This window comes from Curtobacterium flaccumfaciens pv. betae (genome assembly GCF_026241855.1).
Classification (GTDB): Bacteria; Actinomycetota; Actinomycetes; order Actinomycetales; family Microbacteriaceae; genus Curtobacterium; species Curtobacterium flaccumfaciens.
The window spans coordinates 2,647,645-2,667,340 of the sequence record NZ_JAPJDC010000001.1; the positions used below are offsets into that span (position 1 = coordinate 2,647,645).

25 protein-coding genes are annotated in these 19,696 nt (G+C 71.7%); 8 read left to right on the forward strand and 17 right to left on the reverse strand.

What is annotated here, in order from left to right:
* Window positions 1-13: 13 nt before the first annotated feature.
* Window positions 14-541, reverse strand: coding sequence for an Lrp/AsnC family transcriptional regulator (locus tag ORG17_RS18380; RefSeq protein WP_027466312.1), 528 nt, complete (start codon window positions 539-541; stop codon window positions 14-16).
* Between the two features lie 9 nt (window positions 542-550).
* The gene (locus ORG17_RS12410; RefSeq protein WP_027466311.1) at window positions 551-1,117 is read right to left on the reverse strand and encodes a TetR/AcrR family transcriptional regulator; all 567 of its coding nucleotides are present in this window, start codon (window positions 1,115-1,117) and stop codon (window positions 551-553) included.
* A gap of 119 nt (window positions 1,118-1,236) precedes the next feature.
* On the opposite strand from ORG17_RS12410, the gene ORG17_RS12415 reads away from it, so the two are divergent.
* Together ORG17_RS12415 and ORG17_RS12420 are read left to right on the forward strand one after the other, a co-directional pair.
* The gene (locus ORG17_RS12415) at window positions 1,237-2,712 is read left to right on the forward strand and encodes an MFS transporter (protein WP_214526032.1); all 1,476 of its coding nucleotides are present in this window, start codon (window positions 1,237-1,239) and stop codon (window positions 2,710-2,712) included.
* A gap of 174 nt (window positions 2,713-2,886) precedes the next feature.
* Window positions 2,887-3,336, forward strand: coding sequence for a phage holin family protein (locus ORG17_RS12420; protein WP_214526033.1), 450 nt, complete (start codon window positions 2,887-2,889; stop codon window positions 3,334-3,336).
* 50 nt (window positions 3,337-3,386) lie between these two features.
* Here ORG17_RS12420 and ORG17_RS12425 read toward each other — a convergent pair whose 3' ends face one another.
* Window positions 3,387-3,893, reverse strand: coding sequence for a hypothetical protein (locus ORG17_RS12425; RefSeq protein WP_017888550.1), 507 nt, complete (start codon window positions 3,891-3,893; stop codon window positions 3,387-3,389).
* A 40-nt stretch (window positions 3,894-3,933) separates the two neighbouring features.
* On the reverse strand, window positions 3,934-4,323 hold the full coding sequence (locus ORG17_RS12430; protein ID WP_017888549.1) for a DUF5997 family protein: 390 nt from the start codon (window positions 4,321-4,323) through the stop codon (window positions 3,934-3,936).
* Between the two features lie 33 nt (window positions 4,324-4,356).
* Between ORG17_RS12430 and ORG17_RS12435 the strand changes: the two genes are divergently transcribed.
* Window positions 4,357-5,175 carry a LysR family transcriptional regulator substrate-binding protein gene (locus ORG17_RS12435; RefSeq protein ID WP_214526034.1) on the forward strand — a complete coding sequence of 273 codons (819 nt, stop codon included), beginning with the start codon at window positions 4,357-4,359 and terminating at the stop codon, window positions 5,173-5,175.
* Complete coding sequence (locus ORG17_RS12440) at window positions 5,172-5,642, forward strand: GNAT family N-acetyltransferase (protein ID WP_214526035.1); 471 nt, start codon at window positions 5,172-5,174, stop codon at window positions 5,640-5,642. Before ORG17_RS12435 ends, ORG17_RS12440 begins: the two co-directional genes overlap by 4 nt.
* A gap of 150 nt (window positions 5,643-5,792) precedes the next feature.
* Here ORG17_RS12440 and ORG17_RS12445 read toward each other — a convergent pair whose 3' ends face one another.
* From ORG17_RS12445 to ORG17_RS12455, 3 genes are read right to left on the reverse strand one after another with little or no spacing between them, the layout of a single operon-like run.
* Complete coding sequence (locus ORG17_RS12445) at window positions 5,793-6,473, reverse strand: DJ-1/PfpI family protein (RefSeq protein WP_214526036.1); 681 nt, start codon at window positions 6,471-6,473, stop codon at window positions 5,793-5,795.
* Window positions 6,474-6,524: 51 nt separating this feature from the next.
* Entirely contained in the window at window positions 6,525-7,145 is a 621-nt protein-coding gene (locus ORG17_RS12450; RefSeq protein WP_214522265.1) for a DNA-3-methyladenine glycosylase I, read from the reverse strand.
* Window positions 7,146-7,182: 37 nt separating this feature from the next.
* Window positions 7,183-7,599 carry a VOC family protein gene (locus tag ORG17_RS12455; RefSeq protein ID WP_214526037.1) on the reverse strand — a complete coding sequence of 139 codons (417 nt, stop codon included), beginning with the start codon at window positions 7,597-7,599 and terminating at the stop codon, window positions 7,183-7,185.
* Between ORG17_RS12455 and ORG17_RS12460 the strand changes: the two genes are divergently transcribed.
* The gene (locus ORG17_RS12460) at window positions 7,580-8,224 is read left to right on the forward strand and encodes a hypothetical protein (protein WP_214526038.1); all 645 of its coding nucleotides are present in this window, start codon (window positions 7,580-7,582) and stop codon (window positions 8,222-8,224) included. The two genes, ORG17_RS12455 and ORG17_RS12460, sit on opposite strands and share 20 nt — an antisense overlap.
* 218 nt (window positions 8,225-8,442) lie before the next feature.
* Here the strand turns inward: ORG17_RS12460 and ORG17_RS12465 are convergent, their stop codons facing one another.
* Window positions 8,443-8,778, reverse strand: coding sequence for a hypothetical protein (locus tag ORG17_RS12465; protein WP_071247515.1), 336 nt, complete (start codon window positions 8,776-8,778; stop codon window positions 8,443-8,445).
* A gap of 22 nt (window positions 8,779-8,800) precedes the next feature.
* The gene (locus ORG17_RS12470; protein WP_071405106.1) at window positions 8,801-10,471 is read right to left on the reverse strand and encodes a sodium:solute symporter family protein; all 1,671 of its coding nucleotides are present in this window, start codon (window positions 10,469-10,471) and stop codon (window positions 8,801-8,803) included.
* Between the two features lie 142 nt (window positions 10,472-10,613).
* Between ORG17_RS12470 and aroQ the strand changes: the two genes are divergently transcribed.
* Complete coding sequence (gene aroQ / locus ORG17_RS12475; RefSeq protein WP_027466301.1) at window positions 10,614-11,057, forward strand: type II 3-dehydroquinate dehydratase; 444 nt, start codon at window positions 10,614-10,616, stop codon at window positions 11,055-11,057.
* A 256-nt stretch (window positions 11,058-11,313) separates the two neighbouring features.
* Here aroQ and ORG17_RS12480 read toward each other — a convergent pair whose 3' ends face one another.
* Window positions 11,314-11,910: an NAD(P)H-dependent oxidoreductase gene (locus ORG17_RS12480; protein ID WP_214526039.1), complete on the reverse strand. Its 597-nt coding sequence runs from the start codon at window positions 11,908-11,910 to the stop codon at window positions 11,314-11,316.
* Between the two features lie 88 nt (window positions 11,911-11,998).
* Here ORG17_RS12480 and ORG17_RS12485 point away from each other — a divergent pair, with 88 nt between their 5' ends.
* Window positions 11,999-12,466: an MSMEG_6728 family protein gene (locus ORG17_RS12485; protein WP_214526040.1), complete on the forward strand. Its 468-nt coding sequence runs from the start codon at window positions 11,999-12,001 to the stop codon at window positions 12,464-12,466.
* 22 nt (window positions 12,467-12,488) lie between these two features.
* Here the strand turns inward: ORG17_RS12485 and ORG17_RS12490 are convergent, their stop codons facing one another.
* From ORG17_RS12490 to ORG17_RS12520, 7 genes are all read right to left on the reverse strand, one after another.
* Window positions 12,489-12,779 (reverse strand): hypothetical protein, encoded by a 291-nt coding sequence (locus tag ORG17_RS12490; protein WP_214526041.1) that lies wholly within the window; start codon window positions 12,777-12,779, stop codon window positions 12,489-12,491.
* Between the two features lie 218 nt (window positions 12,780-12,997).
* The gene (locus ORG17_RS12495) at window positions 12,998-13,264 is read right to left on the reverse strand and encodes a hypothetical protein (RefSeq protein WP_214526042.1); all 267 of its coding nucleotides are present in this window, start codon (window positions 13,262-13,264) and stop codon (window positions 12,998-13,000) included.
* Between the two features lie 79 nt (window positions 13,265-13,343).
* Window positions 13,344-14,483 carry a cysteine desulfurase family protein gene (locus ORG17_RS12500; RefSeq protein ID WP_214526043.1) on the reverse strand — a complete coding sequence of 380 codons (1,140 nt, stop codon included), beginning with the start codon at window positions 14,481-14,483 and terminating at the stop codon, window positions 13,344-13,346.
* Between the two features lie 2 nt (window positions 14,484-14,485).
* The gene (nadC, locus tag ORG17_RS12505) at window positions 14,486-15,388 is read right to left on the reverse strand and encodes a carboxylating nicotinate-nucleotide diphosphorylase (protein WP_214526044.1); all 903 of its coding nucleotides are present in this window, start codon (window positions 15,386-15,388) and stop codon (window positions 14,486-14,488) included.
* Entirely contained in the window at window positions 15,385-17,133 is a 1,749-nt protein-coding gene (locus ORG17_RS12510; protein WP_214526045.1) for an L-aspartate oxidase, read from the reverse strand. Before ORG17_RS12510 ends, nadC begins: the two co-directional genes overlap by 4 nt.
* A gap of 32 nt (window positions 17,134-17,165) precedes the next feature.
* Window positions 17,166-18,437 carry a quinolinate synthase NadA gene (gene nadA / locus ORG17_RS12515; RefSeq protein WP_214526046.1) on the reverse strand — a complete coding sequence of 424 codons (1,272 nt, stop codon included), beginning with the start codon at window positions 18,435-18,437 and terminating at the stop codon, window positions 17,166-17,168.
* An 8-nt stretch (window positions 18,438-18,445) separates the two neighbouring features.
* Complete coding sequence (locus ORG17_RS12520) at window positions 18,446-19,153, reverse strand: NUDIX hydrolase (RefSeq protein WP_035808830.1); 708 nt, start codon at window positions 19,151-19,153, stop codon at window positions 18,446-18,448.
* Window positions 19,154-19,297: 144 nt separating this feature from the next.
* On the opposite strand from ORG17_RS12520, the gene ORG17_RS12525 reads away from it, so the two are divergent.
* Window positions 19,298-19,579, forward strand: coding sequence for an acylphosphatase (locus ORG17_RS12525; protein ID WP_071247546.1), 282 nt, complete (start codon window positions 19,298-19,300; stop codon window positions 19,577-19,579).
* Window positions 19,580-19,696: the final 117 nt, after the last annotated feature.

Consider the following 19,696-nt stretch of genomic DNA (forward strand, 5'->3'; position numbering starts at 1 on the left):
GGGCTTCCGCGCGTCACGCCCGCCAGCGCCGCAGTTCGTCGAACGAGCGGCCCTGGGTGGCCCGGTCGGCGACGAGGCGTTCGAACACGATGTTCGTCTGCGTCGTCGCCACCGAGGGGTCGCCGCTCAGTTCGTCGGCGACGAAGTCGCGGAGCTGCTCGGTCGACTCGCACGCGATGTGCACGAGGAAGTCCTTGTCCCCCGCCAGGAACGACACGTCCTGCACGACGGGCACCCGCAGCAGGCGCTTGGCGAAGTCCCGCAGTTCGTGGCGGGCCGCGGCGTGCACCCGGACGGACACCATCGCCTCGATCGAGAACCCGAGCCGGGCGACGTCCACCTCGGCCCGGTAGCCGCGGATCACCCCGGCGTCCTCGAGCGCGCGGACCCGTGCCAGGCAGGTCGACGGCGCGATGCCGACGGCGGCGGCGAGCCGGTTGTTCGGGATCCGGGCGTCGGCCGACAGGGTCCAGAGGATGCGCTCGTCGACCTCGTCGAGGCGCGGAGCGGGGTCGGGGCGACGTGCGGGACGGTCGGACACGGCTCGACGCTACCGCGGCGGCGCGAGCAGGGCGCGGAGGGCGTCCTCGAGCGCGGCCGACACGACGGCGTCGTCGGCGGATGCCAGCGGTTCCACCGCGGTGGACTGACGGAGCATCGACATCCCGAGCACCACCGCCAGCGCGATCTCGGCACGGACGAGCAGTTCCTCGGACCCCGCGCCGCCGACCGTGCCCGCGAGCCGTTCGGCGTACCGGCGCAGCGTCTCCCGGCGGATGGCATCGGCACCGTCGTCGCCGGAGGACCGGAGCAGGAGCATGAGCTGCAGGGAGTCATCGTCGGTCGGGGCGCGCACGATGTGCGTGATGATCCCGGTCAGCGCCCGTTCGAGTCCCTGCTGGCTCGTCTCCTCTGCCCCCAGGTCGCGGACGACCCGGTCGAGGCAGGCGCGGAAGAGCCCCTCCTTCGAGCCGAAGTACCGGTTGATGAGGGCCACGTTCACCCCGGCGTCCCCGGCGATGTCGCGCACCGTCGTCCCGCGGTACCCGTCGAAGGCGAACCGACGCCGGGCGGCCTGCACGAGCAGGAGTCGGGTGGCCGCGGCGTCCTTGCTCATGGAGCGCAGCCTATCGGTCCTCACAGGGATGTAAGCAAGCGTTGACATGCTCACCCGAGCGCGTACGCTCGTCATGTCAGCAATTGTTTACATCGACGACCACGACGACACGGAGCACGATGACCGACACCATGCGGAGCCCACGGACCGGCTCGCACCCCACCACGGACGGACGCCGGCCGAACAGCACGGCGATCATCGTCTACCTGTCCCTCGGCGGCCTGTCCTTCGCCGTCCTGCAGTCGCTCGTCGCCCCGGCACTGTCGACCATCGGGCAGGACCTCGGCGCCTCCACCAGTGCGACGAGCTGGGTGCTCACCGCCTACCTGCTCTCCGCCTCGGTGCTCACGCCGATCCTCGGTCGCCTCGGCGACATGATCGGCAAGCGCAAGGTCCTGATCGTGGTGCTGTCGATCCTGCTCGTCGGCGCCGTGCTCGCCGCCCTCGCACCGAACCTCGGCGTCCTGATCGTCGGGCGCGCGCTGCAGGGTGCCGCCGGAGCCGTGATGCCGCTGTCGATCGGCATCGTGCGTGACGAGCTGCCGAAGGAGAAGGTCAGCGTCACGATCGGCCTGCTGTCCGCGATCTTCGGCATCGGTGCCGGTGTCGGCATCGTCGCCGCCGGACCCATCGTCGAGCACCTGTCCTGGCACTGGCTGTTCTGGCTCCCCGCCGTGCTCGTCGTCATCGCACTGCTCGGCGCCGTCTTCGGCATGCCGGAGTCCCCGGTGCGGAAGCCCGGCCGCCTGGACATGGCCGGCACGTTCGTCCTGGCGGTGTCGCTCGTCGCGATCCTGCTCGCCGTCAGCGAGGGCGAGACCTGGGGCTGGGGCGACGGCAAGACCATCGGCCTGCTGGTCCTCGGCGCCGTCGCACTGGTCGTGTTCGTCCTGGTCGAGCTCCGGGTCGCCGAGCCGCTCATCGACGTCCGGCTCTTCGCGGTCCGCGGGGTCTGGACCGCCCACGTCGTCGCACTCGTCTTCGGGTTCGCGATGTTCGGCACCTTCGTCCTCGTGCCGACGCTCCTGCAGCTCCCGACGGCGCTCGGCTACGGCGTCGGCAAGGACGTCACCCAGGCCGGTCTCTTCCTGCTGCCGACCGTCGTGATGATGGTCGTCGCCGGGCCCATCGCGGGCATCCTGGTGCGCAAGGTCGGCCCGAAGCCGCCGATGCTCATCGGCGGGTTCGCCATCGTCGCCGCGTTCGTGCTGCCGGCGATCGCACACGCCGAGCTGTGGCAGGTGGTGGCCTCCGGCGTCCTGACCGGCATCGGCATCGGCATGGCCCTCGCCGCCTGCTCGAACGCGATCATCGAGAGCGTCCCCGCGAACCAGACCGGTGAGGCCATCAGCGCCAACACGGTCGTCCGCACCATCGGCTCGAGCGTCGGCACCGCCGTCATCGCAGCGCTGATCACCTCGCACAGCACGCCGCAGGGACTGCCGACCGACGACGCGTTCACCATCGGGTTCTGGGCGTGCACCGGCGTGGCGGTCGTGGCCGTGCTCGCCGCGCTCGCCGCGCCGTCGATGCGCGCCCGCCGCGCAGCGGCCGCCGCCCGTGGGATCGACGACCTCGAGGAGGTCACCGAGTAGGGCCCTGGCCCCGACCACCCGGGAGGCCCGTCCAGCGTCGTCGACGCGGGGCGGGCCTCCCGTCCGTCGCACAACCTGGGAACGCACCGGGCGCATCCGAGCCGGCGTGACGATCATCGGACCAGTCGCGTCCCGTCAGGGGACGCGGACCGCCGCGCCCGGACAGGAGACCCCATGAGCAGCACCGACCACGACGACACCACCGCTCCCGGACGGCCGTCGTTCCGCGACACGGTGACCGCGGGACTCGTGCAGAAGGCCCTCGAGCCGGTGCTGCGGGCCGTGCGCGACGAGGTCGCCTCGGCGCGGCGCGAGATCGGCGAGCGCGCGAGCGGTGCGAAGACCGGGCTGGTGCTCACCGGGGTGGCCGTCGGGTTCGCCGTGACCACCCTGGTCGCGCTGGCTGGCTTCGCGGTGGCGCTGCTCGCCCTGGCGCTGCAGCTGTGGGCGGCGACCGGGATCACGTTCGTCGTGTTCGCGATCGTGACCGCTGTCCTGTTCGTCGTCGGCCTGCGTGGGATCCGGCGGGGTGTGCCGCCGGTGCCGAAGGACACGATCCAGGCGGCGAAGCAGCGGGTGACGCACGCGACGGACGCCCGGACGGACGGCGTCGCGCGCGACTGACGGACTCGACGGACCGGCTGCGGGGGCCGTGACCGCCGGCGCGGGCTCCGCTACATCGCCAGGGTCATGCCGACCACGGCGACGGTCATCGCGAAGACCTCGCCGCTGCGGACGGCCCGCCGGTCCTCACGGCCCCACTCGTACCGGAGCAGCCAGCCGCTGAACGCGCAGTAGCCGATCACGCCGGCGCCGAGCACCGCGGACAGGGCGATGCCGTGCCCGGCGTGGTCGCCGGCGACGCCCGAGGCGTGACCCATCAGCAGCATCCCGGCCATCACGACGGCGGAGAGCGCGCGGTGGACGTCCATCGGCTCCGCGCGGCGACCGTCGGCGCGGCGGCGACGCATCACGGGCAACGGCGCGAGCAGGAGCAGGAGGGTCGCGGCGAACAGGGTCCACACCGCACCGGCGTCGACGACGGGCATGAGCATCGCGACGAGCATCACGCCCGCCGGCACGATCACGCCCGGGCGCGGTCGGTAGCGGTCACCGACGATGCAGCACACCGACGCGAACTGCGGCACGACGAGCATGGCGTCGGCGACGGTCTCGTGCACGTGGGGCGTCCTCGGTGCGGCGGAGTGGTGCGGGGTGGGGTCAGTCCTCGGCGCGGGCAGCGGCCTTGGCGGCGCGCTCCTGCTTCACGCGGGCGTTCTCGGCGTGCACGGCGGCCTGCGTCGCACGCTCGCGGACGAGCCACTCGGGCTTCTGCTCGAGCAGCGTCTTGATGTCCGCCGTCGTCAGTGCGTCGTCGATCCCCGCACGGCTCAGGCCGGAGATGGAGATCCCGAGCTTCTGCGCCACGACGGGTCGCGGGTGCGGGCCGTCGCGTCGGAGGTCCTCGAGCCAGGTCGGGGGTTCGGTCCGGAGCTCGTCGAAGGCGGTCCGCGTGAGGGGAGCGCTCTGGAAGGACTCCGGAGCGGCCGTCAGCAAGATGCCGAGCTTCTTCGCAGCCGTCTCGGGCTTCATGGTCTGTTCCTGCGCCATGAGGACAAGGGTACGGCCCCTATGCTCGTCTGCATGACCGCGGCTCTCACCATCGCCTTCGTGCCGGGGGTCTCCCCCGCAAAGTGGGCCCGTGTCTGGCGGGAACGCTTCCCCTCCGTCGAGCTCCGGCTGCGGCCGATCGGCGCCGACGACGTCGACGACACGCTGGCGGGCGAGGCCGACATGGTCTTCGCACGCATGCCCGTGTCCGAGCAGCACAACGCCATCCCGCTCTGGACCGAGACGGCCGTCGTCGCGATGCCCAAGGACTCCCCCCTCGCCGAACTCGCCGAGGTCGACCTCGCCGACGCCGAGGTCCACGTGATCGACGCCGGCCCGGTTCCGGCCGACATCGACGGATCGCTCGACCTGGTCGAGGCGAACGTCGGCGTCGTCGTGCTCCCCCAGTCGCTGTTCCGCGCCGCCAGCCGCAAGGATCTGGTGGGTCGTCCGCTCATGAACGCCGAGGGCACGCGCATCGCGCTGGTCTGGCGGGACGAGGACACCACCGAGACCACCGAGGAGTTCATCGGCGTGGTGCGCGGGCGGACCGCCAACAGTTCGCGCCAGCCGGGAGGCACGGATCGCGACGACGACGACGGCTCGCGTCCGGCTCGTGGCGGCACCAAGGCCGGGTCGGCTGCCAAGGGTGCGTCCGGTGGGTCGGGCGGGTCGGGCGGGTCGGGCGCGCCGGGCTCCAAGGGCGGCTCCGCCGGCGGCAAGGCCAAGGCCAAGTCGCCCGGCAGCGGGAAGTCCGGCAGCGGCAAGAAGTCGAACACCGGCAAGGGACCCACGCCCGGTCGCGGCAAGATGCGCGGCAAGCCGAGCCGGGGCTCCAAGGGCAACCGATGACGGACACGCGGCTGGCACTGATGCCGGCCACGCGCCTCCCGGCCTGGCTCCGGCGCACGATGGCCGAGTACGTCGAGTCACGGATGCAGGCGGGCGAGACCCGCGAGCAGGCCGAGGCGAACGAACAGCAGTCGCGGGACCGTTGGTTCCCGGGCGGGTCTCCCGCCGACGGGCACCTCGTGTGGGACGTCATCGACCAGGACGACACCGTCATCGGGTACCTGTGGATCGGACCGCTCACGCCGGGCAGCACCGATTGGTGGGTGTTCAACGTCGAGATCGACGAGGCGCACCGGCGCCGCGGGCACGCGCGGCGGGCACTCGAACTCGGGCACCGCGCCGCCGCTGAGAACGGTGCGACGAGCATCGGGCTCAACGTGTTCGGCTACAACACCGGGGCGCAGGAGCTCTACGCGGCGCTCGGGTACCAGGTGACGTCGGCGCAGATGCGGAAGCCGCTGGTCTAGCCCGCGGCGGCAGCGCGGCTGCTCGGGTCACAACACCCCGCGTGCATGGCCCCGGGCGGTCACGAAGTGTCGACTGGCCGCGCCCGGATCGACGTGTCGTGACCACTCGGCGGAGGCCAGCGGGGATTCGTGACCGTCCGAAGGTCCGTGTCAGCGCAGGACGGCTGCGGCGGCGCGGGTCACCCTCGCGCCGCGCGATTCCTCGGCTGCTGCGCGGGCCCGGGTGACGACGACGGCGTCGGCACGCTCGGCCGATCCGTTGTCGAAGGGCGGTTGCGGGTCGTACTCGATCTGCAACTGGATCGCCTCGGCCGCGGACTGTCCGGCGAGCTCGGCCGCGAGCCACAGCGCCATGTCGATGCCCGCGCTCACGCCGGCGGCGGTGACGACGGCGCCGTCCCGGGCGATCCGGGCGTCCACCGGCTGCGCTCCGAAGGCCTCGAGCATCGGCTTCGAGGCCCAGTGGGTCGTCGCGCGTCTGCCGGCGAGCAGCCCGGCAGCGCCGAGCACGAAGGCACCGGTGCACACCGAGGTGATCCACGTCGCGTGCTCGGCCTGGCGCCGCACGAAGGCCACGACGTCCGGGTCGAGCATCGCGTCGAAGGCACCGTCACCACCGGGCACCACGAGCACGTCCGCCGCTCGGGCTTCGCTCATCGTGGTCGTCGGGACGAGTGACAGGCCACAGTCGCTCGGCACCGGGTCGAGCGTCGCCGCCGCGTACTCGACGCGTGCGCCGGGCACGCGGCTGAGGACCTGCGCCGGACCGGTCAGGTCGAGCTGGGTCAGGTGCGGGAACAGCAGGAACGCGATCCGGATGTCGTCGGCCATGTCGCGACCATAGTCCCGGCGTTCCCGTTCCCGTTCTCGCTGGATTGCCCGTCAGCTCCAGACGCCGGAGGTCCCGCGCCGGTGGCTGCCCATCAGGTGGGTGTCGACGATGCCGAGCGCTTCCATCAGGGCGTACATCGTCGTCGGTCCGACGAAGGCGAAGCCGCGCTTCCGCAGCGCCTTCGACAGGGCGAGGGATTCGTCCGACTTCGTCGGGACCTCGGCGGCGGACCGTGGTTCGGGCGTGGTCGTCGGCCGGAACGACCACACGAAGTCGGCGAGGCCACCGTCCTGCCGCAGGGCGATCGTGGCGTTCGCGTTGGTGATCGTGGCGAGGATCTTCGCGCGGTTCCGGACGATCCCGGCGTCCGCCATCAGCCGTGCGACGTCGTCCTCGCCGAAGGCCGCGACGGTGTCGGCGTCGAAGTCGGCGAAGGCGGTACGGAACGCCGGTCGTTTCGCGAGTATCGTGCGCCACGACAGACCGGACTGGAACGCCTCGAGCGAGAGCCGCTCGAACACCCCGCGTTCGTCGCGGACGGGCATGCCCCACTCGGTGTCGTAGTACTCGCGCAGGAGCTCGTCCGACGACGCCCAGACCGGCCGGGCGAGGCCGTCGTCGCCGGTGACGAGGTCGGGCACGGGCGGGGCGTCGACGGGCTCGGTGCTCATGCGTCCATCCTGGCGGGCGCCGCCGACAGTGCCCGGCTCACTCGGCGGGCGGGCCGTCCTGCGTCGCCTGCTCGTCCATCCACACGTACTCCCAGCGGTGTCCGTCCGGGTCGGTGAAGCTCCGCTGGTACATGAAGCCGAGGTCCATCTCCGGCCGGTCTTCGGCGCCGCCGGCAGCGACCGCGGCGTCGACGATGCGGTGGACGTCCTCCTTCGACGGGGCGCTGAGCGAGTTGATGACCTCGATCGTGTCGGCGTCGGCGATCGTCTTGTCGGTGAACTCGGCGAACTTCGCCGTCGTCAGGATCATGACGTAGATCGACTCGGACACCACCACGCACGCCGCGGTGTCGTCGCTGAAGGCCGGGTTGATCGAGTACCCGAGCGCCTCGTAGAACGCCTTCGAGCGCTCGAGGTCCGTGACGGGCAGGTTGATGAAGACCATCGTGTCCATGGCGGTTCCTTTCGTCACGCTCAACCTGGACCCACCTGGAGCAGCGCGCAACCGTTTCGTGGGGGAACCAACCGGTACACAATATGCTGGCGTGATGCGGGCCTACGTGGACGAGTCAGAACCGGGTGGTGGGCGGGACCACACCGCGTACGTCCTCGCCGCGGTGATCATGCGGATCAACGGCGAGGAAGAAGCTCGCGAGGCGGTTCGACGGGCGACCCCTCGGCGCATGCGGAAGCTGCACTGGTACGAGGCGCTCGGGGAACAGCGCCTCTCATGGCTCGATCTCCTGCGACATGCCGTCGCCATCGTCGTCGTCCGTTACACCGGTCGACCGGCCCGGACGGAACGCCGTCGCAGGCGGTGCCTGGAGCGTCTCGCTTGGGAGCTCGATCAGCGAGGAGTCAGTCGTGTGGTCTTCGAGTCACGCGGGCCGGCACGGGACGCTGGTGATGCGTCGATGATGGAATCGCTCCGCGCTCGGGGCCTCGGCGCCGAGTTGCAGTACGAACACGTCCGAGGCGGTTTGGAGCCGCTGTTGTCACTCGCCGACATCGCCTGCGGGATGCACGTGCACGGGGCCGAGAGCGAGCACGTGCGATTGGAGGTCGTGCGGGCCGAATGACCGCCCGGACAGCGCAAAACCCCGGTCCCGCGCTGGCTGCAGGATGCTCCGGGGCTCACTTTCGACCGAGCAGCACCCGATCGACATATCAATGCTACCCGCCGTGCTCGGCTCCGGTCAAGGCGTGTGCAGCCCAGGCCGGAAACGACGAAGTCGCTGTCGTCCGACAGCGACTTCGTCGTTCCGTGTCAGGCCGGGGACGCCCGACCCGAGCGGCCTCAGGCCAGCTCGCGTCCCTCGCCCGCGGCACGCTGGTGCGACTCGGCCTCGGCCTGGCCGATGATGTCCTCGGCGGGCACCGGGTTCAGGCGGTCCCAGAGGAAGAACAGGCCGCCGCCGATGAGCAGCGAGATTCCGACCCACAGGTTGATGTGGATGCCGCCGGTCTTCTCGGGGTCGGTGTTCCAGTGCACGATCCCGACGATGGTCGTGATCACGCCGTAGAGCACGAACAGGCCGCCGAGGATGCGGCGCAGGTCGAGTCGGCGGGTGGAGCGGACGAGGGCTGCCTTCTGCTCCTCGGTCATCGCGCCGGGGGTGGTGGTGTCACTCATGAGAAGTGGTCTCCTTCGCGGATCAGAGGAACGGGAGGTACAGGACGACGCACAGCACGAGCGCGACGGTGCCGAGCAGGGCGGGCGAGCGGTACCAGGCAGTGTCCGTCGCGACCGAGTCGCCGTGCAGGTCGATCTTGCCGACGCCGTAGACGAGCCCACCGAGCTCCTTCTCGTCCTTCGGCTTGGTGAGCATCGAGACGACGAAGCCGACGACCAGCACGGTGACGAACGAGATGATCGCGCCGTACAGGGTCTCCGCGGTCGCGGTGGCGAACAGGTCCGGGTTCACCAGGTAGGCGATCCAGGTGATCGTCGGGGTCACGATGCCGAGGACGTAGCCCCAGAGCGCTCCCTGCGTCGTCATGCGCTTCCACAGCAGGCCGAGGATGAACACGGCGAACAGCGGTGCGTTGAAGAACGAGAACAGCGTCTGCATGTACGTCATGATGTTCGACGCCTGGGCCGCGATGAACGCGGTCGCGATGCCGACCACGACGCCGACGACGGTGACCCAGCGGCCGGTCTTCAGGTAGTGCAGGTCGGGCATGTTCGGGCGGATGTAGCGCTGCCAGATGTCGTAGGTGAAGACGGTGTTGAACGACGAGACGTTCGCCGCCATGCCGGCCATGAAGGACGCCAGCAGGCCGGTCACCGCGATGCCGAGCACACCGGTCGGCAGGTACATCTGGATGAGCTTCGGGATCGCGTCGTTGTAGGTCAGCGTGCCGTCGGCGAACTGGTTGCCCACCACGGCCGCGGCGATGAGGCCCGGGATCACGACGATGGCCGGGATGAAGAGCTTCGGGATCGCGGCGATGAGCGGGGTGCGGCGGGCCGCGGACATGTTCTTCGCCGAGAACGCGCGCTGCACCTCGGTGAAGTTCGTCGTCCAGTAGCCGAACCCGAGCACGAAGCCCAGGCCGAGCACGATGGCGAGCCAGTTGGCGCCGATCGGGTTGGTGACGTCGCCGAAGCCGGTGCCGGCCCAGGCCTGCAGGTGCTGCACGCCCTGGGTCTCGGTGATGGCCTTGGACAGGCCGTCCCAGCCGCCGACGCGGTGCAGACCGACGATCGTCAGCGGGATGAGCCCCGCGATGATCACGAAGAACTGCATGACCTCGTTGTAGATCGCGCTCGAGAGCCCGCCGAGGGTGATGTAGACGAGCACGAAGCCGGCGGAGACGATGATCGCCAGCCACTCCGGCCAGCCGAGCATGGCCTCGATGACGATGGCCATCGCGTAGAGGTTGATGCCCGCGATGAGCACGTTCGACACCGCGAACGCGATCGCGTTCACCAGGTGCGGTGCCTTGCCGAAGCGGCGCAGCATGAACTCCGGCACGGAGCGGACCTTCGAGCCGTAGTAGAACGGCATCATCACGAGGCCGAGGAACACCATCGCGGGCACGGCGCCGACGAGGTAGTAGTGCAGGGTGGCCATGCCGATCTGGGCACCGTTGGCCGCCATGCCGAGGATCTCGGTGGCACCGAGGTTCGCGGACACGAACGCCAGGCCCGTGATCCACGCCGGCATCGAGCGCCCGGACAGGAAGAAGTCCATGCTCGTCCGGACCTGCTTGCGGGCGGTGAACCCGATCCCGATGACGACCGCGAAGTACACGATGATCATCAGGTAGTCGACCCAGCCCAAGTCGAGCCGGATCCCTTCGTTCGCTGCAGCGAGAACCATTCACATCTCCACGTCAGTGTGTTGCAGTCGACAACTCTGCCGACCCGGACGGAGACGTTACACCGATTTGTGACCGTTCACATAGCCAGCGCATGCATCGTCCGAGCCGCGCAGCACTCCCCCGGTTCGCTACGCTCGGCCCATGACCGACGCGTCGCGCATCCTCGTCCTCAACGGCCCGAACCTCGACATCCTCGGGCGCCGCGACCCGGAGCAGTACGGCACCGTGACGCTCGCCGAGATCGAGGCGATCGTGCACACCGAGGCGGCCGTGCACGGGCTCGAGGCCGACTTCCGCCAGACGAACCGCGAGGGCGAGCTGGTCGAGTGGCTGCACGAGGCGCTGGACGACTTCGCCGCGGTCGTCATCAACCCCGCCGCCTACGCGCACACCTCGGTCGCGCTGCACGACGCGGTGGAGGCCCTGTGGGTCCCCGTCGTCGAGGTGCACCTGTCGAACACGTGGAAGCGCGAGCCGTTCCGCCACGTCGACCACGTCGCCACCGCCGCGACGGCGGTCATCGCCGGCGCGGGCGCCGACGGCTACCGCCTGGCGGTCGCGCACGTCGCGTCCCTGCTCGGCTGAGTCACGGACGGACCGGACCCACGCCGCCGGTACCGGGGACGCGCCGGCGGTCTCCGTGCGGTGCGGGCGGACTGGAGGCCCGTGGCGGCGTCGCCACGGGCCTCCAGTCCGCCTGCTGGTCACGCTGGGTCGCGCCCGTTCCTTCCCATCGCACGCGCGATGCAAGGTGGTTCCGGGCGTACCTGATGAGGAGTTCCGACCCGGTACGCCCGGAAGCACCAGGTACGCCTGGAAGAGCCGGGCGCGCGCACGCTGATCAGAACTCGGCGGGGCGCCGCACGTCGGTCAGGCCGGCGGTGGCGAAGCCGCCGCGGATGAGCGGCACGGCCCGGCGCACGGCCTGGTCGATGCGGAGCTCCAGGTCGACGCTCGCGATGTCGTAGCCACCCTCGCGCTTGGTGAAGTCCCGCTCGTTCCCGAACACCCCGAGCGGCAGGGTGGTGGACTGGAAGAACCCGAACAGCGGGCGCATCTGGTGCTCGACGAGCAGGGCGTGCCGGTCGCTGCCACCGGTCGCGGTCAGGAGCACCGGGGTGTCGACGAGGTCGTACTGGCCGACCCAGTCGAAGAACAGCTTGAAGGCACCGGAGTAGGCCGCCCGGAAGGCCGGGCTGCCGACGACGAGCACGTCCGCGGCCTCCACCGTCTCGAGGGCCTGGCGGGTGCGGTCGGACATCGTCTCGCGACCCGACGCCGCTCCGAGGTCGGCCAGCAGCGGCCCGATCTCGATCGTCTCGGTCCGGGCGCCGTCGATCTCCTCGGCCAACCGTGCCACCGTCGCCGCGACCAGGGTCGAGGTCCGCGAGGGGTCCGATGGGCTGCCACTGACGCCGACGACCAGTTCTCCGCTCATGCGGTCGATGCTCACACGCTGCCGGGGCGGGCGGCACGTTCGTGACGACATGTGTCGGGTGCCAGTCGGTCGGGGTAGCGTCCGCGCCATGCAGACCTTCCTGCCGTACGCCGACTTCCGGGCATCCGCCGAGGTCCTCGACGACCGGCGGCTCGGCAAGCAGCGGGTCGAGACACTGCAGGTGATGCGAGCACTGACGCTCCCCGACTACGGCTGGCAGCACCACCCGGTGACGGCGATGTGGCGCGGCTACCGTCCGGCGCTGATGGCGTACCAGGAGGCCACGTGCCGCGTCTGGGCCGAGCGCGGGTACGCCGACACGTGCCTCGAGAAGACCCTGCTCGACCTGGGCCGCGTACCGGAGGACCTGGCGGCGTACGAGCGCGGCGGCGTGCCGATCCCGCCGTGGAACGACGACGAGGCCCTGCACGTCTCGCACCGGTCGAAGCTCGTACAGAAGGCGCCTGAGCACTACCGGGAGCTGTTCCCCGACGTGCCGGACGACCTGGACTACGTCTGGCCGGGGACCTCCGAACCGGCGACGCACACCGTCTGACCGTCAGGCAAGCGCCCGACCGTCAGGCGACCGGGATCCAGCGACCGCCCTCGCGCCGGGTGACGACGTCGGAGCGGATCTCGACCACGTCCCGCAGCCCGTCGACGGCGGCGTCACGGACGCCCGCGGCGACACGGTCGTCCTCGGCCTCGAAGCGCACGACCGCGCACGGGACGCCACGGAGCAGCCGGACGTCCTCGGCCTCGACCACGGCGTGTTCGCGCACCAGGGCGGCAGCGGCGGGCAGGACGGCGTCCGGTGCCGTGCCGGGCGCGAGGGCGCCGATCGCCAGGGTCACGCGGTACGAGGGCATGCGACGACGCTACCGGGGAACCGGATCCCGCCGTGGGCTGCAGGGGAACCGACGCCGCTCAGGGGTGCGGACGTCGACCCACGGCGGGATCGCGGTGTACGGCGGGACACGACGACAGGGGGAACGTCGCGCCCCGCGCCGGACGTCGATCAGGGGGTCGACATCCGGTCTGGGTCCACCGCGCGGCTCGGTTCAGGGGAACCGCACGGTGGTGGACCTCAAGGGTGTTCGGTGTCCTCTCGGTACCGGTCCGTCTCGGCCGGTGCGGGCATCGACCGGTGGGCGGCGGCTGGCCGGACCATCGGGAGCAGGGCACTCCCGGCGGTCGCGAGCGCTCCGACCACGGCGATGATCCCGAGCGGGGCCGTGCCGAGGTCGTGCTGCGCTGCCAGGGCGAGCGCGACGAGGGTGGCCGGCGCCGGCAGGAGCTGCACCGCTCGGAAGCGGTCGTCCCGTCGTGTCCGGGTCATCATCGCGTTTGCCATGACGACACTCTGACGCAGATCGGTTGTCCGCAGAAGGGGGGACACGTACCCAGAGATGGAGTAGAACGTCTAGTACACCTCAGCCGAGAGCACGGACGGTCGCCACGGCGTCGGCCACGGCCCCGACGACGACCGGGACGTCGTCGGCCGTCAGGGCCGCGTCGAACGTCAGGCGCAGCGCGGTGCGCGCCACGTCCTCGGGGATCCCGAGCGCCGTGAGCACGTGGGAGGCCTCGGTGCTGCCCGCGGCACAGGCGCTGCCCGACGACGACACCACGTCGCGCTGCTCGAGCTCGAGCAGGACGGTCTCGCCGTTGACGCCCGGGAAGCAGAACGACGCGTGCCCGGGCAGCCGGTGCTCCCGCGACCCGGTGACGAACGCGCCGGGCACCGCGGCGAGCACGCCGTCGAGCACCGCGTCGCGCACGGTGGTCGCGGTGCCCTCCCCCGACCGCACCGTCTCCGCCGCCAGGCCGAGGGCGGCCGCCACCGCCACGGCACCGGCCACGTCCTCGGTGCCGGACCGCCGCCCCCGCTCCTGTCCCCCGCCGTGCAGCAGCGGCTCGAGCGGGACGCCGGAGCGCACGGCGAGCACGCCGGTGCCCTTCGGGGCGCCGAGCTTGTGCCCCGACAACGACAGCGCGTCGACGCCCAGGGCCCCGAGACCGATCGGCAGCCAGGGCGCGGACTGCACGGCGTCGGTGTGGAACCGCGCCCCGACCTCGTGCGCCACCGCCGCCAGCGCCGGCACGTCCTGCACGGTGCCGATCTCGTTGTCGGCGTGCGCGATCGAGACGAGCGTGGTGTCCGGGCGGAGGGCCGCTCGCAGCACCGCCGGGTCCACGCGGCCGTCCGGCCCGACGGGCAGCACGGTGACGTCGAAGTCGTGGAAGCGGGCGAGGTACGCGCAGCTCTCCAGCACCGCCTCGTGCTCGATGGCGCTCGTGACGACGTGCCGACCGCGGGGCGCGGCGAGGGCGATCCCCTTGATCGCGGTGTTCGCCCCCTCGGTGCCGCCGGTGGTGAAGACGACCTCGGCGGGCCGGCACCCGAGCACCCCGGCGACGGCGGCCCGTGCGGCGGTGAGTCCCCGCGCGGCCTCGTCCCCGACGCCGTGCGTCGACGAGGGGTTGCCGAACACCCCCGTCAGGTAGGGCCACATCGCCTCGAGCACCTCGCGGCGGACCGGGGTGGTGGCGGCGCGGTCCAGGTAGAACACGACTAGTCCCGCACGGGCACCGCGACGTGCTCGGGCACCGCGACGTCGATGTCGAGCCCGAGGTCGAGTGCCCGAGCCGAGTGGGTCAGCGCCCCGACCGAGATGACGTCGACGCCGGTGGCCGCGATCGCCGCGACGGTGTCGAGCGACACGCCTCCCGAGGCCTCGACGAGCGCGCGCCCGGCGACGATGCCGACTCCGATCACGAGTTCGTCCGGGGTGAAGTTGTCGAGCATGATCGTGTCGACCCCGGCCGCGACGACGGGTTCGATCTGGTCGATGCGGTCCACCTCGACCTCCACGTGCACGGTGTGCCCGAGGCGCTGGCGGGCCCGGGCGATCGCGTCGCCGATGCCGATCCCGCCGGCCAGGAGCACCGCCAGGTGGTTGTCCTTGGCGAGCACGGTGTCCGAGAGCGAGGTGCGGTGGTTGTGTCCGCCACCGCACCGGACGGCGTACCGCTCGAGTGCTCGGAGGCCCGGCGTCGTCTTCCGGGTGTCGACGATCCGCGCAGCGGTGCCCGCGGCGGCCGCGACGTGGGCCGCGGTGGTCGTCGCGATGCCCGACATCCGCTGGACCAGGTTGAGGGCGACTCGTTCGGCCCGCAGCACGGCCCGCGCCGACCCGGTCACGGTCGCGAGGACGTCGCCCGCCGCGAAGTGGGTGCCGTCGGCGACGTGCACCACGGCCTGGATCGACGGGTCGACGGCGTGCATCACGGCGACGAACACCGCACCGCCGCTCAGCACGCCGGGCTCGCGCGCGCCGAGGGTCGCGGTCGCGGTCGCCTCCGCGGGGATCAGGGTCTCGCTGGTGACGTCGCCCCAGGGCGCGTCCTCCTCGAGCGCGGTCTCGATCACGCGACGGAGCGCGTGCGGCGGGATGGTGCCGGGGTCGGTGGTCATGCGGGTACCTCCTGCGGGACGGCTGCGGAGCCGTCGGCGCGTTCGTCCGTGTGCTCGTCGGGGTGTGCGTCGGGGTGTGCGTCGGTGTGGTCGGCGACCCAGGCGTACGAGGCCGGGGCGGTGGGGTCGGTGTCGGGGTGGTCGGTGCGGGCGTGCGCCCCGCGGGACTCGGTGCGGGCCTCGGCGGCGAGCGCGACGAGTCGCGCCAGGTCGAGCAGCGCACGGTCCTCGTGCTCGCGCACGCCGCCGCCGGTCGGCGCCGTCAGCGCGTCGAGGTCGCGGCGTGCGCTGGCCAGCCCGACGGCGTCACGGAGCAGCCCGACGCGGTCCGTCATGACGGACTGGACCGCCTGCCGGACGGCGCCCACGTCGTCGAGGTGGGTCGCGCCTCCAGGCAGGGTCGGACTGGGCCCACGCCTGCCGGTTCCGGCGCGCTGCGGAGCCTGCGGAGCGGCGTGACGGCCGAGCAGGTGGGGAGAGGCGCGGATCGCGTCGGCCGCTCGGGGCACCCTGGTCACGTGGAGACCGGCGTCCCCGCGCAGGCGGAGCAGGCCGGGTCGCGGTGCAGCGACCGCGTCCGCTGCGCGGACCGCGAAGACGAGTCCCTCGAGCAGGGAGTTCGAGGCGAGCCGGTTGGCGCCGTGGACCCCGGTGCAGGCGGCTTCACCGACGGCGAGGAGTCCGGGCAGGCTGGTGCGGCCCTCGGCGTCGGTGGCGATGCCGCCCATCGAGTAGTGCGCGGCCGGTGCGACGGGGACGCCTTCGCGGGTCCAGTCGAAGCCGGCGGCGCGGGTGGCCCGGGTGAGTCCGGGGAACCGCGTGACCAGGAACCCGGCGTCGAGGCCGGTGGCGTCGAGGAGCACGGGTGCGCCGCCCTGGTCGCGCACCGCGGCGGCGATCCCCCGGGCGACGACGTCACGCGGAGCGAGCTCGGCGTCCGGGTGCACGTCGGTCATGAAGCGGTGCCCGGCGGCGTCGCGCAGGACAGCACCTTCACCCCGGACGGCTTCGGACACCAGGCCGCCACCGGGGACGGCCAGCCGCGTCGGGTGGAACTGGACGAACTCCAGGTCGGCGAGGACGGCGCCGGCGCGCCAGGCGGCGGCGACCCCGTCACCGGTCGCGACCAGGGGGTTCGTCGTCTCGCGGTACAGGTGCCCGGCTCCCCCGGAGGCGATGACGACGGCGTCCGCGTCGAGCCGGCGGGGTTCCCCGAGCAGGTCGAGGACGTCGACGCCGACGACCACGCCGCCGCGGACGACCAGGTCGGTCAGGCTCGTGCGCTCGAGGATCGTGACGTGTCGGCGGTGCAGTGCCGCGATGAGGGTGCGTTCGATGGCGGCTCCGGTCGCGTCACCGTCGGCGTGCACGACGCGCCACCGGCCGTGCGCGGCCTCACGACCGCGGGCGAGGTCGTCGCCGTACCGGTCGAGGGTCGCCGGGTCCGACGACCGGTCGAAGGGCACCCCGAGGGCGAGCAGGTCGCGGACGCGGGCCGGGCCGTCGGTGCACAGGACCTCGACGGCCCGGGCGTCGGCGCTGCCCGCCGCAGCGACGTGGGTGTCGGCCTGGTGCAGCGCCGCGGAGTCGTCGGCGCCGAGCGCCACCGCGATCCCGCCCTGGGCGTACGCGGTGGCGCTGTCGGCGAGCGCCCCCTTCGTCACCAGGGTGACGTCGTGCAGGGCACTGGCCCGGATCGCTGCGGTCAGGCCGGCGATGCCGGACCCGACGATGACGACGTGCACGGTGGTCTCCCTCGTTCGGTCGGGTCCGCGTCTCAGCCGCGGGGCTTGGCCGCGAGCATGCGCTCGAGCGCCACCTTGGCGTCGGCCTGCACGTCGGCGGGGACGACGATCTCGTTGAGGACCTCGCCGCGGACGAGTGCCTCGAGCACCCAGGCGAGGTAGCCCGGGTGGATCCGGTACATCGTCGAGCAGGGGCAGACGACCGGGTCGAGGCAGAAGATCGTGTGCTGCGGGTACTCGGCGGCGAGCCGGTTCACCATGTTGATCTCGGTGCCGATCGCGAAGGTGGTCGGCTCGGTGGCCGCGGCGACGGTCTTCCGGATCAGGTCGGTGCTGCCGGCGTGGTCGGCGGCGTCGACGACGGCCATCGGGCACTCGGGGTGCACGATGACCTGCACGCCCGGGTGCTCGCGGCGGGCCTGGTCGATCTGGTCGACGGTGAAGCGGCGGTGCACCGAGCAGAAGCCGTGCCAGAGGATGACCTTCGCCGCTTCGAGGTCGCTCGTCTCGTTGCCGCCGAGGGGCTTCCGGGGGTTCCACATCGGCATCAGGTCGGTGCTGATGCCCATCGCCTTCGCGGTGTTGCGGCCGAGGTGCTGGTCGGGGAAGAACAGGACGCGCTGCCCGCGCTCGAAGGCCCACTCGAGCACCGTCGCGGCGTTCGACGAGGTACACACGATGCCGCCGTTGCGACCGCAGAAGGCCTTGAGGTCGGCGGCGGAGTTCATGTAGGTGACCGGGATCACGGGGACGCGACCGTCGGCGTCGGGCTCGGTGCCGTACACCGCCGTCAGCTCCGCCCACGCCGCCTCGACGCTGTCGATGTCCGCCATGTCGGCCATCGAGCAGCCGGCGGCCAGGTTCGGCAGGATCACGCGCTGGTCGTCGCGCGCCAGGATGTCGGCGGTCTCGGCCATGAAGTGCACCCCGCAGAACACGATCGCCTCGGCGTCGGGCTTCGTCAGGGCGGCGTTCGCGAGCTGGAACGAGTCGCCGAGGAAGTCCGCGTGCCGGACGACCTCGTCGCGCTGGTAGAAGTGCCCGAGGACGACGACCCGGTCGCCGAGGGTGGCCTTCGCCCGCTCGATGCGCTCGTGGAGCTCGTCGGTCGGGGCCGTCTTGTACTCGTCGGGCAGGACACCCTGGCGCGGGGCACTCGTCGGGATGACGTCGGACATCGACGACCCCGGGCCGTACCCGGGGCGGGAGTCGAAGTCCCACGTCGGCACGGCGAGGTCGGGCGTGCAGGTGCTGCCTGCGGCCCTGCCGTTGGAGATGAGTTCGATCGTCGTGGCGATGGACACGGGGTTTCCTATCGGTTCCGCTGCTGGTGCTGATCGGCCCCGGTCTGCAGCGGGCCGTTGTCCGCGTAGGCCAGGTCGGGGTTCGAGCGGTACAGCCGGGCCGGACGGTGCCGGCCCCCGCTCGTGGTCTCGTCGGTCGGCAGGACCGCGTCGGTCTTCTCGACCTGCCGACGGAAGTTCGCGGGGTCGAGTGCTCGGCCGAGCACCGCCTCGTACACGCCCCGGAGTTCGGCGAGGGTGAAGCGGTCGCCGAGGAACGCCTGCGCGATCCGCGAGTACGACATCTTGTTGCGCAGCCGCCACAGGGCGTACTCGACGATGCGGTCGTGATCGAAGGCGAGCGGCGGGTGCTCGTCGGCCAGGAACCACCGGACGTTCCAGTCGTCGGGCACGACGTTCGCCTCGTCCGGGTGCACGAGCGCCCAGTAGACGATCGACACCACGCGGCTCGGGGAGCGTCCGACGTCACCGAACGCGTACAGCTGCTCGAGGTACCGCGGCTGGACGTTCGTCGTCTCGCGCAGTCGGGCGGCCGCGGAGTCCTCGAGGCCCTCGTCGTCGCCGACCCAGCCGCCGGGGAGCGCCCAGGAACCCTCGAACGGTTCGGCGACGCGACGGACGAGCGGCATCCACAGCGCCGGGGCCCCGGTGTCGGGGTGCGGGCGCAGTGCGACGATCACGGTGGAGACCGCGACGCGGATGCCTGCTTCGTCCATGGTGGAGATAGTGTCAATCTGACTCGAAGTGTTCGGGTTGGGATGACACTATCACTGCCGACGCGGTGCGCTCGTCACGAGCCGGAAACAGATCGTCACGGGGCCGAAAACTCCCGGGAGGCCGCCGCGGTTAGCGTGGAGGACATGACGACGGTGACGAGGGTGCATGCCGTGGTGTCGGGGACGGTCCAGGGGGTCGGCTTCCGGTACTGGACCGCTCGGAAGGCCGACGGGCTCGACCTCGTCGGCTACGCGAGGAACCTCTGGGACGGCACGGTGGAGGTCGAGGCAGAGGGACCCTCGGTCGCTGTGGACTCGTTGGTCGAGTGCCTGCGCACCGGGCCGCCGTCAGCGACCGTGACCGACGTCAGCCTGCGGTCGGTGGTACCGCACGGCGACGCCGACGGGTTCGCGATCCTGCACTGAGCCGACGTGCGTGGGAGCTGCGCCGACGACCGGCGTGCTCGGCACCGATCGTTCACCTGCGGATGTCGGAGCGAAGCGGAATAATCGCATCCACTCAGGGAGTTGGCCTGTCTGCGC